The sequence below is a fragment of the Nonomuraea sp. NPDC003754 genome (genome assembly GCF_053605785.1).
The window spans coordinates 96,841-110,042 of the sequence record NZ_JBSGJX010000035.1 but is presented as its reverse complement, the minus strand read 5'-3'; the positions used below and the strand labels follow the sequence as shown (position 1 = coordinate 110,042).

Annotated in this window: 13 protein-coding genes and 1 tRNA gene; 7 read left to right on the top strand and 7 right to left on the bottom strand. The window is 67.1% G+C overall.

What is annotated here, in order from left to right:
• The first annotated feature begins 687 nt into the window (after window positions 1–687).
• The gene (locus ACWEVS_RS34080) at window positions 688–1,284 is read left to right on the top strand and encodes a hypothetical protein (RefSeq protein ID WP_449914521.1); all 597 of its coding nucleotides are present in this window, start codon (window positions 688–690) and stop codon (window positions 1,282–1,284) included.
• Between the two features lie 761 nt (window positions 1,285–2,045).
• On the opposite strand, the gene ACWEVS_RS34075 is transcribed toward ACWEVS_RS34080, so the two are convergent.
• From ACWEVS_RS34075 to ACWEVS_RS34055, 5 genes are all read right to left on the bottom strand, one after another.
• Entirely contained in the window at window positions 2,046–2,657 is a 612-nt protein-coding gene (locus tag ACWEVS_RS34075; protein ID WP_452554795.1) for a class I SAM-dependent methyltransferase, read from the bottom strand.
• Window positions 2,658–3,422: 765 nt separating this feature from the next.
• Window positions 3,423–3,659: a DUF5615 family PIN-like protein gene (locus ACWEVS_RS34070; RefSeq protein WP_452418085.1), complete on the bottom strand. Its 237-nt coding sequence runs from the start codon at window positions 3,657–3,659 to the stop codon at window positions 3,423–3,425.
• Window positions 3,656–3,886, bottom strand: coding sequence for a DUF433 domain-containing protein (locus ACWEVS_RS34065; RefSeq protein WP_452418084.1), 231 nt, complete (start codon window positions 3,884–3,886; stop codon window positions 3,656–3,658). Before ACWEVS_RS34065 ends, ACWEVS_RS34070 begins: the two co-directional genes overlap by 4 nt.
• 290 nt (window positions 3,887–4,176) lie before the next feature.
• The gene (locus ACWEVS_RS34060) at window positions 4,177–4,410 is read right to left on the bottom strand and encodes a hypothetical protein (RefSeq protein WP_452418082.1); all 234 of its coding nucleotides are present in this window, start codon (window positions 4,408–4,410) and stop codon (window positions 4,177–4,179) included.
• A 242-nt stretch (window positions 4,411–4,652) separates the two neighbouring features.
• Window positions 4,653–4,723 (bottom strand) — tRNA-Gly (locus tag ACWEVS_RS34055).
• A gap of 99 nt (window positions 4,724–4,822) precedes the next feature.
• Here ACWEVS_RS34055 and dcd point away from each other — a divergent pair.
• The 3 genes from dcd (at window position 4,823) to ACWEVS_RS34040 (ending at window position 8,186) form a co-directional block, all read left to right on the top strand.
• Window positions 4,823–5,398 carry a dCTP deaminase gene (dcd, locus tag ACWEVS_RS34050; protein ID WP_354914139.1) on the top strand — a complete coding sequence of 192 codons (576 nt, stop codon included), beginning with the start codon at window positions 4,823–4,825 and terminating at the stop codon, window positions 5,396–5,398.
• A 1,165-nt stretch (window positions 5,399–6,563) separates the two neighbouring features.
• A complete protein-coding gene (locus ACWEVS_RS34045) occupies window positions 6,564–7,181 on the top strand; it encodes a DUF47 domain-containing protein (protein ID WP_354914137.1) in 618 nt (205 codons plus the stop codon).
• Window positions 7,182–8,186 carry an anion permease gene (locus tag ACWEVS_RS34040; RefSeq protein ID WP_449914518.1) on the top strand — a complete coding sequence of 335 codons (1,005 nt, stop codon included), beginning with the start codon at window positions 7,182–7,184 and terminating at the stop codon, window positions 8,184–8,186.
• Between the two features lie 165 nt (window positions 8,187–8,351).
• Here ACWEVS_RS34040 and mshD read toward each other — a convergent pair whose 3' ends face one another.
• Complete coding sequence (gene mshD / locus ACWEVS_RS34035; RefSeq protein WP_449914515.1) at window positions 8,352–9,266, bottom strand: mycothiol synthase; 915 nt, start codon at window positions 9,264–9,266, stop codon at window positions 8,352–8,354.
• A 108-nt stretch (window positions 9,267–9,374) separates the two neighbouring features.
• On the opposite strand from mshD, the gene ACWEVS_RS34030 reads away from it, so the two are divergent.
• A complete protein-coding gene (locus ACWEVS_RS34030) occupies window positions 9,375–11,132 on the top strand; it encodes a bifunctional metallophosphatase/5'-nucleotidase (protein WP_449914514.1) in 1,758 nt (585 codons plus the stop codon).
• A gap of 166 nt (window positions 11,133–11,298) precedes the next feature.
• Window positions 11,299–12,024: a hypothetical protein gene (locus ACWEVS_RS34025; RefSeq protein WP_452554790.1), complete on the top strand. Its 726-nt coding sequence runs from the start codon at window positions 11,299–11,301 to the stop codon at window positions 12,022–12,024.
• Here the strand turns inward: ACWEVS_RS34025 and ACWEVS_RS34020 are convergent.
• Window positions 12,021–12,728, bottom strand: a complete 708-nt coding sequence (locus tag ACWEVS_RS34020; protein WP_449914509.1) for a response regulator transcription factor — start codon at window positions 12,726–12,728, stop codon at window positions 12,021–12,023. The genes ACWEVS_RS34025 and ACWEVS_RS34020 overlap by 4 nt on opposite strands.
• Window positions 12,729–12,948: 220 nt before the next feature.
• Here ACWEVS_RS34020 and ACWEVS_RS34015 point away from each other — a divergent pair, with 220 nt between their 5' ends.
• A complete protein-coding gene (locus tag ACWEVS_RS34015; protein WP_449914506.1) occupies window positions 12,949–13,200 on the top strand; it encodes a MoaD/ThiS family protein in 252 nt (83 codons plus the stop codon).
• The last annotated feature ends 2 nt before the right edge of the window (window positions 13,201–13,202 follow it).

The window sequence follows — 13,202 nt, the reverse complement described above, 5'->3', positions numbered from 1 at the left end:
CCTCCGCAAGCTCCGCTGCTGCCCACTTCGCGCAGGTCAGCTCGTCAAGGCGATCCTCGTTCTACAACTTCGAGAGAGCCGCTGAAATGAGTTCAATGGTGGCGTGGCCGGATTCGGATACATAAAATCGAAAGTCGGCGGTGATCCAGACATGACACGGCACCGCCGGGGGAGCGGTGACTCAGCCGTCCTCGGCCATGGGCCACGCGACTACTCGGGCTGCGTTGATCTATCTGCGCACCGAGAGCGAGCGAGACAAGCTGATCGCTGAGGGCATGGGCAAGCCGGCCGAGGAATCTGCTTTCTGACCTGGGCCTTCGTGTGTGGAGCGGGTGACGGGAATCGAACCCGCGCTGTCAGCTTGGGAATTGCAGGGATCTTGGCTCGTAGGGGCGTTGACCTGGGGCTGATGTCGGTCGTGAGTGACCGTGGGTGACCCCTCGTTACCCCTCTTAATGGCACGCTAATGGCACGACGATCAGCCTGCGACCTGGTTTCTCGCGCGCGACCCGCGCACACCTCGCCCGTCTGATCATCGCGTCTGCCGCCGAACTCGACCCACCCGGGCCGCGCTGGTTTATCAGCGCTGCCACGTAACGGCTGCGGGCGATCGAGAGAACGGCCGTCTCTGGCTCTCAGAAGTGGTGGCACAGTGGGCACCAGTGACCGAGGAGGAGTTGAAGGACGATGGGTGACTACTTCGAGCGGATCGTCGATGTCGAGGTGACCGGCGAAAAGGCTGGGTTGCTCGCAGACCGTATGGTCGACTGGATGGTTGCCGAGGGACTGATCACACGCGAAAGGTCCAGCGACGGGATGTACAGCCTGCAAGTGGACGATGGGTACGAGGCTGGCCCCAACTGGGAACGGGCAGTGGCCGATTCCTCGGACCTGTCGTGGATACCGGGCCCGGTGGCAGTCATCGTCGGGCGGGATTACCACGTCGGAGGACAGGGGATGAGCGAGGCGGACTCTGCGACCTGCCCGCGATGTGAAACGAGAACCGTAATCATCGACTACCCGGAGGAGTTCGAGGCGGACCAGAAGGCCTGGCAGCCGTTCAGCGACGGCATCGACACCTGGAAGGAAACTGGTGAAGGGAGCGTCATCTGCTCCTCATGCGGAGCCTCCATCCCAGTCACCGAGTGGCAGTTCGGGTCCGGTTTCGCCCTCGGGGCACTCGCATTTGACTTCTGGGGATGGCCAGCCCTCAGCATCAGCTTCCACGCGGAATTCAGCAAGCAGCTGAGGCATCTCATCGAGGTACAGACGGGCAAGTTCTGACATGCGCCAGGAGTGATCGATCGCCCTCGTGAGTGGCCGTGAGTGACCGCGACTCCCCGCCCGCCCTGGCACGCCGCCCCAGGAGGTCCCACCGACCACCCACAGCGATCTACGGCGGCCAGCCATGCAGTGGCAATCGTAGGACTGTCTGGGGCCGAAGAGGGTGGAACCCAGGGAGACGCTGTCTGGAGCATCAACGCGCGTCAAGCGCTCCAAGCGGAAGGCCATGCAGTAAGGCCTGAGAACCTTGGAGCGGGTGACGGGAAATCGAACCCGCGCTGTCAGCTTGGGAATTGCAGCTATCGCGGCGACGTGACCATGGGCTCTCTGGTCAGGACCGCTGTCGGGCAGGCCATGAGTGACCATGGTTGACCCCTCGTCCCCGTGGCTAATGGCACGCTAATGGCACGACGATCATACGAACCAGCAGGTCGGACGGGTGCGATGCCTGGCTGCTCGGTGGGCCGGGGCTGAGGAACGAAGTCTCGAACCTTCGATCGCCCCCGACCACGTGCTGACCCGAGCCACCGCATGGCGATCGTCGTGCGGTATGTGCTCGATCCTGCGATGGCAGTAGAAGGCGTCTCCGTCTGCCGCCGTCCCGCTCGACTTGTCTGGGACGACGGCGGGCGGGACGATCGGGCTCACCTCAGCCAACTACGGGCCCCGGCGAGAGAGCCGCGATCATCCCCGGAGCCGGAGCGCCCCGCCAGAGGCGTGATTGTTGTGGGGCGCTATTCGGCATGCGGGATGCTTGGCCGTCAGATGTCAGGCAATGCGGCCTCGATGAGAAAGCGGTGGTTACGAGCGGTGAATGCGCCCTCTGAGCAGATGCGCTCATGGAGCCGCTGTAGCGGCTGCTCATAGCGTTTGAGATCGAAGTCGCGAATTTGCCACGGGACGGCTCGTAGTTGGAAGACCACGGCACCTATGTCATGGAAGACATAGTCGATCATCTCTTCACGAGCGTCCAGGACACGAAACCCGTAGCGGCGAAGGCGATCTACTGCGATGGCCAGCGTCCATGCCTCTGGATCGGGGGAAGGGGCGCCAAGGGCAATGTTCAGCTCCAAATCATTGCGGGTGCCGACCTGTTGGGTGAGAAGTAGGCCGCCGGGGGTGAGAACTCGGGCGACCTCGGCAGCGTTCAACGCGCCGTGCCTGTTGAGCACGAGATCGAAAGTGGCTTCGCTCACGGGGATGGCATCCGCCGTACCGCCGAGCACAGTGGCATTAAGCGGTCGAAGCCGCTTGGCGGCGATGGGGATGTTTGGTTGCCACGCTTCCATTGCGACAGTGTGACGAGGCAGTGGAGCTAGGGAGGCCAGGACTTCGCCACCGCCGGTGTCTAGGTCGAGCAGTCGCGGTGCCACTGAGAGAAGCGCTGAGGCCCGCTCGGTGTATCGCCATGATGGGCTCCCGCCACTCGTTCGGTCGCGTAGCCAGCTGAAGTCCCATCCGAGCAGGGACGCGTGCAGGGCTTGTTCGACAAGATCGTTGTAGCTGAGCACCTGGTCACGCTAATGAAGTCCAGGGGTGCCGGGCTACTGGATTGTTCAATGGCCTGGCTGGCCTGACCCGTGCGGTTCCCCGCGCGAGACCGGCCCCCAGGCCGCAGCTCGCACGGGGAGGGCCGCGCGGGCTGCGGCGGCGGAGCCGCCGCATGATGAAGACGAAGGTGATGAAGACGACCCGCCTGGCGTGCTCGTTCCCGCTGGGTGATCGCTGACCCTAATGGCACGCTAATGGCACGGAGAGATCAACAAGCCTGAACAAGATCAAAGCCCAGGTTCCGAATCCGTCGGATGACCTGGGCTTTCGTGTGTGGAGCGGGTGACGGGAATCGAACCCGCGCTGTCAGCGTGGGAACCATCTACTGATCTCGCTGTGCTGAGCTGGGAAGACGGGGGTACAGGTCAGAGTGAGTCGAGTGACCGTGAGTATCCGTGAGTTACCTCGGCTGCCCGTCCGCTCTGGCACGGATCTGGCGCGTGGATCATGTCGGCTTCAGCGCAGAGGGAGCGCCCGGACGCGGATGCCTCCGGTGGTGGAAGCGGCGATCACGCCTGTTTGAAGGTGCTGCTCGAGAACCTCGAGATTAGCCAAGATGATGTTGACCAAGTCGGGTGGACGAAGCTCTACCAGCTCTCGTACGAGAATACGGAGGGTTCGGTCGCGCGGGCGTGGGCCAGGAGCGCGCCGAAGTCGGTGTCGGCGGAGATGATGGTCCGACCGTCCACGATGGCGAGTTCCATGATCGTGGTGTCGGGGGCGCTCGTTGCCTGGAGATCGCGCACATGGGTCGCGTTGTGACCAGCTTTGGTCAGCAGCTCGGCAACGCGGGGTGAGGGGTTCTCATCGACCAGAAAGTTCACGCTGGCTCGCGGAGACGGTAGAAGTGGACATTCGTGGACGCCGCTGCGTACTCGAGCGCCTGCTTGATGTCCTCCCGCTCCAAGCCCGGATAGTCCGAGAGGATCTCGTCGAAGGTCCATCCGCCGGCGACGAGCCGTACCACCGTCTCAACCGTGATGCGCAGACCACGGACGGCGGGCTTGCCTTCGAGCTTGTCAGGCTCGACGGTGATCCGATCGAAGTTCATGATGTCTCCCTCCCCTGCTGATGCTGCCAGGTTGGCCGGGAAGGAGCGACGGAGATATCCCGCAGGGGGTCAATACGTTTGACTCTTCGACGCCATCATGACGACGGCATCGCGTGTGGAGCGGGTGGCAAGAATTGAACCCGCGCTGTCAGATTGGGAACTGCAACGATCACCCCATGTGGAGGCGCTGACCTGGGCGGGAAGCCGGTCCTGAGCAACCGTGATTGACCCCTTGTTCCCCTGGCTAATTGCACGCTGATCGCACGGCGATCACGGGCCCACCTGGCCGTCTACCGCTCCTTTCCCTCGGCGTGGCGGCGGGCGGCCATCGTGGCCATCGCGGAGTTGATCACGTCCAGCACGGCCTGCACCTGCTCGCGCTCGACTCCTATTCGGGTCTGGAAGTCCCAATCGTCGAGATGGACGCCGTTGCAGATCTCGTTGAGCGCGTTACTGATCGCAAGGACATCGTCAGGTTCGAGGCTAACCGTGATCACGTCGGCTGACGTCTGGATGATGTCCACGGCGCCGTTCTTGCCTCGGTAGCGCACCTGCGTACCCCTGGCGATCATCCCGGAGCCGGGGCGCTCCTGCCGGAGCGAGACAAGATGATCGCCGACAGCATGGGCAAGCTCACTGAAGACGCTCTGAAGAACGAAGCTCAGGAGGGATCGGGCGCGTAACGGGCACGGAAGATCGAACTAGGCGGTAGAAAGATCAGAAGCCAGGTCGGGAAATCATCCCTGACCTGGCTTTTCGCAGTGAGAGCGGGTGACGGGAATCGAACCCGCGCTGTCAGCTTGGGAAGCTGATGTTCTGCCATTGAACTACACCCGCATCGGCCGGAGCCGCGCCCACCACTGTAGCGGAAATCTGGCCCACTTCAGCAACCCCGCAGGCGCTGAGTCTCCCGTAGCACACGGTAAGTTGCTCAGCGTGCTGCTTTCTGACAGAGACATCCTTGCCGAAATCGAGTCCGGGCGTGTCAAGCTGGACCCGTTCGACAAGGACATGATCCAACCGTCCAGCATCGACGTACGGCTCGACCGGTACTTCAGGGTGTTCGAGAACCACCGGTACCCGCACATCGATCCCGCTGTGGAGCAGCCTGATCTGACCCGGATGGTGGAGCCCGAGGGGGACGAGCCCTTCATCCTGCACCCGGGGGAGTTCGTGCTGGCCAGCACGTACGAGGTGATCACGCTGCCCGACGACCTGGCGAGCCGGTTGGAGGGCAAGAGCTCGCTGGGCCGGCTGGGGTTGCTGACGCACTCGACGGCGGGGTTCATCGATCCGGGGTTCTCGGGGCACGTGACGTTGGAGCTGTCCAATGTCGCCACGTTGCCGATCAAGCTGTGGCCGGGGATGAAGATCGGACAGCTGTGCATGTTCCGGTTGAGCTCTCCGGCGGAGCATCCCTACGGGTCGGAGAAGTACGGCTCCCGCTACCAGGGGCAGCGTGGGCCTACGCCCTCGCGGTCGTTCAGGAACTTCCACCGGACGGCTGTCTGAGGGTCCGGACGGCTGTCCTGCGAGGGCCCGGACGGTCATCCGAGGGCCCGGGGTCGTCCGCGGGCCCGGACGGTCATCCGAGGGGCCTGACGGCTGTCTGAGGGCCCGGGCGGCTGTCTGGCTGGGAGTCCAGGCAGCCATCTGCGGGGCCGGCCGGACGGTCATCCATGAGGGCTGGTGGTCATCCACGGGGGCGGACGGTCATCCACGAGGGCGGTTGGTCATCTCCGGCGGTCGGCGCCGGGTCGGCTGCTCATGGCCGGACGGCCGGCGATGTCGTTCGTGGGGCCGGTGGTGGGGGTGGCCGTGCGCGGCGGGCGTTCACCGCGAGAGGGCAGGTCCCCTGTGGCAGGGCAGCCGTCGGGTCAGTTCCCCGTGCCGGGGGTCGGCTGAGGGTACGGCGCGGCCGGGGCCAGGCGTCGATCCGCCAGGGCCGGGGAAGCCCATGAGGGCCCAGCGTGATGAGCGAGGCGTCGGCTCGTGGTGCGACAGGTCAGTCTCCGGTGCGCCAGGCGAGGTCCGGGCGTGGCCGAATCTGCCATCCAGTCCGGCCGGCATCGACGGAAGTCGGGCTGGCATCGGCAAGGGAAGCCGGGTTGATGTCGGCCAGGGAAGCCGGGGCAGGTGCCGGCAGGGAAGCCGGACCAGGCGCGGGAAGCCGGGGCGGGCGTCGGCCAGGAAAGCCGGATCAGGAGCCGGCAAGGGAAGCCAGGGCGGGCGCCGGTAGGGAAGCCGGGTCAGGCCCCGGCAGGAAGCCGGGGCGGGCGTCGTCGGCAGGAGAGGCCGGGGTCGGATCCGGAGAAGGGACAGGTGCCGGCCCGAGGTCGAGAGGTCAGATCTGGATGGCGGGGTTGGCTGTCCGCCTGCGCGGCGTATCCGGGTTCGTCCCCATGGCGTGGTCGCTCATGTCCAGGCCGTCACACCCGCCGCACCAATCATCCCTCATCACTCCGCAACCGGCGGCCCATACCCCTGCCAAGCCGTCAACCCCTGTCAAAGCGGCCACGGACAAAATGGTCTTCAAACTACCCCCGACCCCGGTGTCACAGTTCATACGGCGGGTAGCGAGAAGGGGAAGAGTAGGTGTGCGCACCATGAAGTTCGCATTTCCGCTGGTAACCCGTACCCTTCTCTGCGGACCATCCCCGCACATGTGGAGAACGACGTGCGCCTGCGTCTCACGCCTCGTGAGGACAGCTACTACGACCTGTTCGCCGACTCCGCGAACAACCTGGTCACGGCATCGCGTTTGCTGGTGGAGATCATCAGCGACGGCTCGGACAGGGAAGCGCTGGCCGAGAAGATGCGCGCCTGCGAGCACGCCGGTGACGAACGCACTCATGCGATCATGAACCGGCTGAATGAGAGTTTCATCACGCCTTTCGACCGCGAGGACATCTACCGTCTCGCCTCGAACCTGGATGACGTGATGGACGCCATGGAAGAGGCTTCCGACCTCATCGTCCTTTACAAGATCGACCATCTGCCGAAGGACGTCGTCCGCCAGGTGGAGGTGTTGGAGCGGGCCGCGGAGTTGACCGCGGAGGCCATGCCGCGCCTGCGCTCGATGAAGAACCTGAACGAGTACTGGATCGAGGTCAACCGCCTGGAGAACCAGGGCGACCAGGTCTACAGAAAGCTGCTGGCCAAGCTCTTCAGCGGTGAGTACGACGCTCTCACCGTCATGAAGATGAAGGAGGTCATCGACCGCCTGGAGGAGGCCGCGGACGCGTTCGAGCACGTGGCCAACACCGTCGAGTCGATCGCGGTCAAGGAAAGCTAAGTGGACCTCACGCTCGTCCTCGTCATCGGCGTGGTGGTCGTGGCGTTGGTGTTCGACTACACCAACGGTTTCCACGACGCGGCGAACGCCATCGCGACGTCGGTGTCAACGCGCGCGCTCACTCCGCGCGCGGCGCTGTTCCTGGCCGCGGCGATGAACTTCATCGGCGCCCACCTGGGCACCCAGGTGGCGCAGACCGTCGGCAAGGGCATCATCGACGCGCCGGAGGGCACTCACGGCCTGGTCGTCGTGGCCGCGGGGCTCATCGGCGCGATCACCTGGAACCTCGTGACCTGGTACTTCGGTCTGCCCTCCTCCTCCAGTCACGCGCTCATCGGCGGCCTGGTGGGGTCCGCGCTGGCGGCGGCCAGTGTGGTGCACTGGGACGGCGTCGTGGACAAGGTCGTCATCCCGATGATCCTGTCGCCCCTGGTCGGGTTCTCGCTCGCCGCAGCGATCATGATCGCAATCTACTGGATCTTCCGGAACGCGCAACCCGCTCGCACCAACAGAGGCTTCCGTTACGCGCAGACCGTCTCGGCCGCCGCGATGGCGCTGGGCCACGGTCTGCAGGACGCGCAGAAGACGATGGGTGTGATCTTCCTGGCGCTGGTCGTCGGCGGTTACGCCGCACCCACCGACCCGATCCCGCAGTGGGTGATCCTGTCGGCGGCCGGCGCGATCTCGCTGGGGACGTACGCCGGTGGCTGGCGCATCATGCGCACGCTGGGCCGCAGGATCATCGCCCTCGACCCGCCGCAGGGTTTCGCCGCCGAGTCCGCCGCCGCCACGGTTCTGTACGTCGCGGCGATCGGTTTCGGCGCTCCCATCTCGACCACGCACACGATCACCAGCGCGATCATGGGCGTGGGCGCCACCAAGCGGCTGTCGGCCGTGCGGTGGGGAGTGGCGGGCAACATCGTGACCGCGTGGATCCTGACGATTCCGGCGGCGGCGCTGGTGGCGGCGCTGTCGTACTTCGCTCTGCACGCCCTGATCGAGTAGCCCTGACCGAGTAGCCCCGATCGAGCAGCCCTCATCGCGTCGAGCAGCCCTCGGCGCGTCGAGCGCTCCTCGTCACGTCGAGGGGCCGCTCACCGCGTCGAGCGCTTCCCGCCGAGTCGAGTGACCCTCGTCAAGCCGGGCGGCCGCTCGCCGCGTGGGCGGCGCTCATCGCGTCGCCGCGTACATCACGTCGATGTCCCAGCGGTTGAACCCGAGGGACTCGTACAGCCGGATGGCCGCCGTGTTGGCCTCGTCCACGTACAGCATCGCCTGGGCGAGGCCGCGCGAGCGCAGGTGGCGCAGGCCGGCGAGGGTGAGCGCCCGGCCCAGGCCGGTGCCCTGCTGGGACGGGTCGACGCCGACGACGTAGACCTCGCCGAGCGGTTCGTGGCCGTGCTCCTCGGAGGAGGATCCGTGGATCTTCGTCCAGTGGAAGCCCACCAGCCGCGAATCACGAAAAGCTAGGAAAAATCCGGACGGGTCGAACCAGGGTTCGGCCTCGCGCCGCAGGACGTCGTCAAGCGTCCACGCGCCCTGCTCCGGGTGCTGGGCGAACGAGGCGGCGTTCACCTTGAGCCACGCCTCCTCGTCCTCGCCGGGCACGAACGTGCGCAGCCGTACCCCGTCGGGCAGCGGCGCGGCCGGCAGCGGCGCGAACAGGGAGCGGCGCATCTGCCACAGCGACCGCATCCGCTCGAAGCCGAGCGAGGCGGCCAGGGCCGCCGCGCCGGTGTGGTCGCCGTGGGCCCACAGCCGCAACCGCCCGCCCGCCACCTCCAGTACGGCCCGCAGCAACGTCCTGCCGTGCCCCCTGCGGCGGAAGGCCGGGTGGACGACCAGTTCGCCGCTCGGCCCCGCGACCTCGTCGGTCGGGTCCACGTGCGCGTAGCCGGCCGGCGCGTCGCCGTCGTAGAGCAGCAGGGAGCGGGCCCGCTCGTCACCGCCGTAGCGCAGGTGGAGCATCACGTGCTCGTTGAGCGGGCGGACCCCGTCGGCTTCCGTGGCCGCCTCAACGACACCCAGCACGTCGGCGATTTCCTGGTCATCGAGACGTCCCCGCTCGACCACGCGCACAGTCATGGATCGAACTCTAGGCGGCTGACTGGCAAATAACGCCATGTGGTGGCCCGACGAATCGTTACCTTTCAGACGTCTGTTGCATAGTTTGCCGCCGTAACGTCTGCAGGCATGATCTCTCGCTCCTTCCTCCCGCTCGCTGTCGCGGGTGCCGTCGGCCTGGGCGGGTTAGCGCTCGTCGCCGGGCCCGCCGAAGCGGCCAGGCCCGAGCGGACGGTTCCCGTCCGCCTGCTGACGATCAACGATCTCCACGGCAACCTGGAGCCGCCGAGCGGGTCCAGCAGCCGCATCCTCGACCCCAACGGCCCGCTCGTCGACGTCGACGGCAAGCTGACCGGGATCGTGGGCGGCAAGTACTCGATCGCCGGTGGAGCCGCCTTCCTGGCCGCGCACGTCAAGCAGCGCGCGGACGCCAACACCCTGCTGGTGGCGGCCGGCGATCTGATCGGCGCCTCTCCGCTGATCTCGGCCGCCTACCACGACGAGCCGACCCTCGAGGTGCTCGGCCAGATGGGGCTCGCGGCCTCCTCGGCGGGCAACCACGAGTTCGACGAAGGCTACACCGAGCTGAAGCGCCTGATGAACGGCGGGTGCCACCCCGTCGACGGCTGCCACCCCGACAGCCCGTGGGCCGGCACCGACTTCGACTTCCTCGCCGCGAACGTGGTGAAGGAGCGCAGCGGCAGGTACGCGCTCCCGCCGTACTTCATCAAGAGGGTCAACGGCGTCAAGGTGGGCTTCATCGGCCTGGTGACGGCCACGACCCCGACCATCGTCTCCTCCGGCGGCATCCAGGGCCTGAAGTTCACCGAGGAGGTCGCCGCGGCCAACAAGGTGTCCAGGATGCTGGCCCGCGCCGGCGTCAAGGCGCAGGTCGTGCTGGTCCACGAGGGTGACCAGATCACCCCGAACCAGGACCCGAGCGCCTGCTCGGTCACCCCCGGCGCCGGCTCGCGCATCGCCTCCGGCCTGGACCCGCAGGTCGACGTGGTCGTCAGCGGCCACTCCCACCAGGCCTACATCTGCAAGGCGACCGACCCCGCGGGGCAGCCGCGCGTCTACACGCAGGGCTCGTCCTTCGGCCGCGTGCTCACGCAGATCGACTTCAAGGTCGACCGGCGCTCGGGTGACGTCGTACGGTCCTCTGTCGTGGCGGGCAACCACGTCGTCACCCGTGACGTCACCCCGGACCAGCCGGTCGGCGACACGGTCACCAAGTGGAGAGCCCGCAGCGAGGCCATCGCGAACAAGCCGGTCGGCAGGATCAGCGCCGACGTCGGCACCGGTGCCGCCCCCTCCGGCGAGACGCCGCTCGGCGACCTGATCGCCGACAGCCAGCTCGAGGCGACCAGGACGGGCGGCAACGCGCAGATCGCGTTCATGAACCCGGGTGGCGTGCGCATGCCGCTCACCTACGCCGGCTCGCCCGCCAACGAGGGCGACGGTGTGGTGACGTACGGCGAGGCGTTCGCCGTCCAGCCGTTCAACAACCTCACCCAGGTGATCACGCTGACCGGCGCCCAGCTCAAGACGGTGCTGGAGCAGCAGTTCGTCGGCGGGCCGAACAACCAGCCGTTCACCAGGATCCTCCAGCCGTCGGCGAACTTCACCTACACCTACAGCAAGAGCGCCCCGTGGGGCTCGAAGGTGTCGAACATGAAGATCGACGGCGTCGCGGTGACCGACACCCAGTCGATCCGCGTGGCGGTGAACAACTTCCTCGTCGGCGGCGGTGACGCCTTCGCCGAGTTCAAGAACGGCACCGACCTGTGGAGCGGTCCGCTGGACATCGACGCCTTCGTCGCGTACCTGGGCGGCCACAGCCCCGTCGCCCCGCCCGCGACCAACCGCATCACGGTCGTGGACTGACACTCGACCGTCCAGGGCCCGCGCCGACTATCCGGTTGCGGGCCCTGGCCCCGATCTGATCGGGTACACGCATGCTGACCGGAACCCTTGTCCGCCTGCGCGCCATGGAGCCGGGCGACGCCGACATGATCATCATGGGTCTCCTCGAAACGGACCCGCGCTACTGATGCCGCCCTTCTCCGCGTTCGCGGCCGGCGGCCGGGCGGCGCTCCTCGGCGGAAAGACCACGTTCGACCGGCCTCCGGTGGAGGGCTCGCCCCGGTGGGGCGCCGCGGCGGTGCTCAGGCCCTCGGCTCCGGCCCTCGACCGGCTGGCCGGCCTGGCGGCGGAGCTCGCCGCCGCGGTGGGGCCCGGCCACTGGGTCCACGGCGGCGACGCGCTGCACGTCACGCTGCGCTCGCTGGAGCCGTACCGGCGGGAGGTCGCCGAGCGGCGGGTCTACGGCGCGGCCCTGGCGGCGGCGGCCGAGGGCCTGCCGGCCGTCCGGCTGGAGCTGCGAGGGGTGATCCCGCACCACGGCGGGGTCCTGGTCTGGGGCACGCCCCTCGACGACACGCTCGTCACGCTGCAGCGGAGGTTCGCGCGCGAACTCGGGACGTGGGGCGCCTTCGAGGACTGGACGCGCGACATCTGGTACGTCAGCCTGGCTCACTTCGCGAGCCCGGTGACGGCGCCCGAGCGGATCGCCGCCTGGTGCGACGAGCGGTCCGGCGTGCGGGTCGGGGTCGCGGAGTTCGCCGCCGCCGAGATCGCGCAGGCCGTGTACACCGGCACGGGCATCCGCCTGGAGACACTCGAGAGCGCCCCTCTCGGCCGGGGTCTGAACGCCGGGGGTCTGAACGCCGGCGGATCCGAACGCCGGGGGATCCGAACGAGGGGGAGGGCCGGCTAGACGTGGGCCGGGCTGTCGGCGTCGGCGCTGCCGCGGTCGGGCACGAAGCGGTAGCCGACGTTCCGCACCGTTCCGATCAGCGACTCGTACTCGGGCCCCAGCTTCGCCCGCAGCCGCCGCACGTGCACGTCGACGGTCCTGGTGCCGCCGAAGTAGTCGTAGCCCCACACCTCCTGCAGCAGCTGGGCCCTGGTGAAGACCCGGCCCGGGTGCTGGGCGAGGTACTTCAGCAGCTCGAACTCCTTGAAGGTGAGGTCGAGGGCGCGCCCCCGCAGCCTGGCGGTGTAGGTCGCCTCGTCGATGGCCAGGTCGCCGCTGCGGATCTCGTCGGGGACCTCGTCGGCCGCCGCCAGGGACAGCCGCCCGGTGGCCAGGCGCAGCCGGGCCTCCACCTCGGCCGGGCCGGCGCTGTCGAGCAGGACGTCGTCGACGCCCCACTCGGCGGTCATCGCCGCCAGGCCGCCCTCGGTGACGATCACGAGAAGCGGGCAGTCGACGCCCGTGGTGCGGATCAGCCGGCACAGGCTCTTCGCGTGGACGAGTTCGCGTCTGGCGTCGACGAGCACGGCGTCGGCCGGTGGCGCGTCGATGAGGGCGGAGGCCTCGGCGGGCGCGACACGGACGGAGTGGAGCAGCAGGCCCAGTGCAGGCAGCACCTCGGCGGAGGGTTCCAGGGCGTTGGTCAGCAGGAGCAGGTTGCTCATTTCGACTCCTCTGGTAGGGCCTGCGTGTTCGTCGTGCGTGTGTCGTGCCGTACAAACACATGTGGGACCCGGGGGCTGCGTCGCCCGGATCCCTTCGTAGGTGAGGATAACCCACGTGATTGCCGCGACCTGGTGGTGTCCACCTGGTGAGCAGGCGTTCGTATGAAACATCTTCGTTAACGAACCCGCACAATGGAACGGAATTGATTGTGAGGTAGCCATGGCCACCGGAAAAGTTCGCTATTGGGCCGCGGCGAAGGAAGCGGCCGGTGTGGCGGAGGAGGTTTTCGAGGCCGACACGCTGGATCGGCTCATGACAAGAATCACAGCGGATCGGGACGAACTCGCCAGAGTGGTGCGCCGCTCGTCATTCCTGGTGAACGGCGACCCTGTCGGCAAACGCGAGCATTCCTCGGTGATCCTGCCCGAAGGGGCCGTTGTGGAGATCCTTCCTCCCTTCGCCGGAGGATAAGG

Excerpts from the sequence above, each read along its gene's own strand:
- ACWEVS_RS34080 (WP_449914521.1), top strand. The coding sequence starts at position 688 with ATGGGTGACTACTTCGAGCGGATCGTCGATGTCGAGGTGACCGGCGAA.
- ACWEVS_RS34065 (WP_452418084.1), bottom strand. The coding sequence starts at position 3,886 with ATGAACTTCGATCGGATCACCGTCGAGCCTGACAAGCTCGAAGGCAAG.
- mshD (WP_449914515.1), bottom strand. The coding sequence starts at position 9,266 with ATGACTGTGCGCGTGGTCGAGCGGGGACGTCTCGATGACCAGGAAATC.
- ACWEVS_RS34030 (WP_449914514.1), top strand. The coding sequence starts at position 9,375 with ATGATCTCTCGCTCCTTCCTCCCGCTCGCTGTCGCGGGTGCCGTCGGC.
- ACWEVS_RS34025 (WP_452554790.1), top strand. The coding sequence starts at position 11,299 with ATGCCGCCCTTCTCCGCGTTCGCGGCCGGCGGCCGGGCGGCGCTCCTC.
- ACWEVS_RS34020 (WP_449914509.1), bottom strand. The coding sequence starts at position 12,728 with ATGAGCAACCTGCTCCTGCTGACCAACGCCCTGGAACCCTCCGCCGAG.
- ACWEVS_RS34015 (WP_449914506.1), top strand. The coding sequence starts at position 12,949 with ATGGCCACCGGAAAAGTTCGCTATTGGGCCGCGGCGAAGGAAGCGGCC.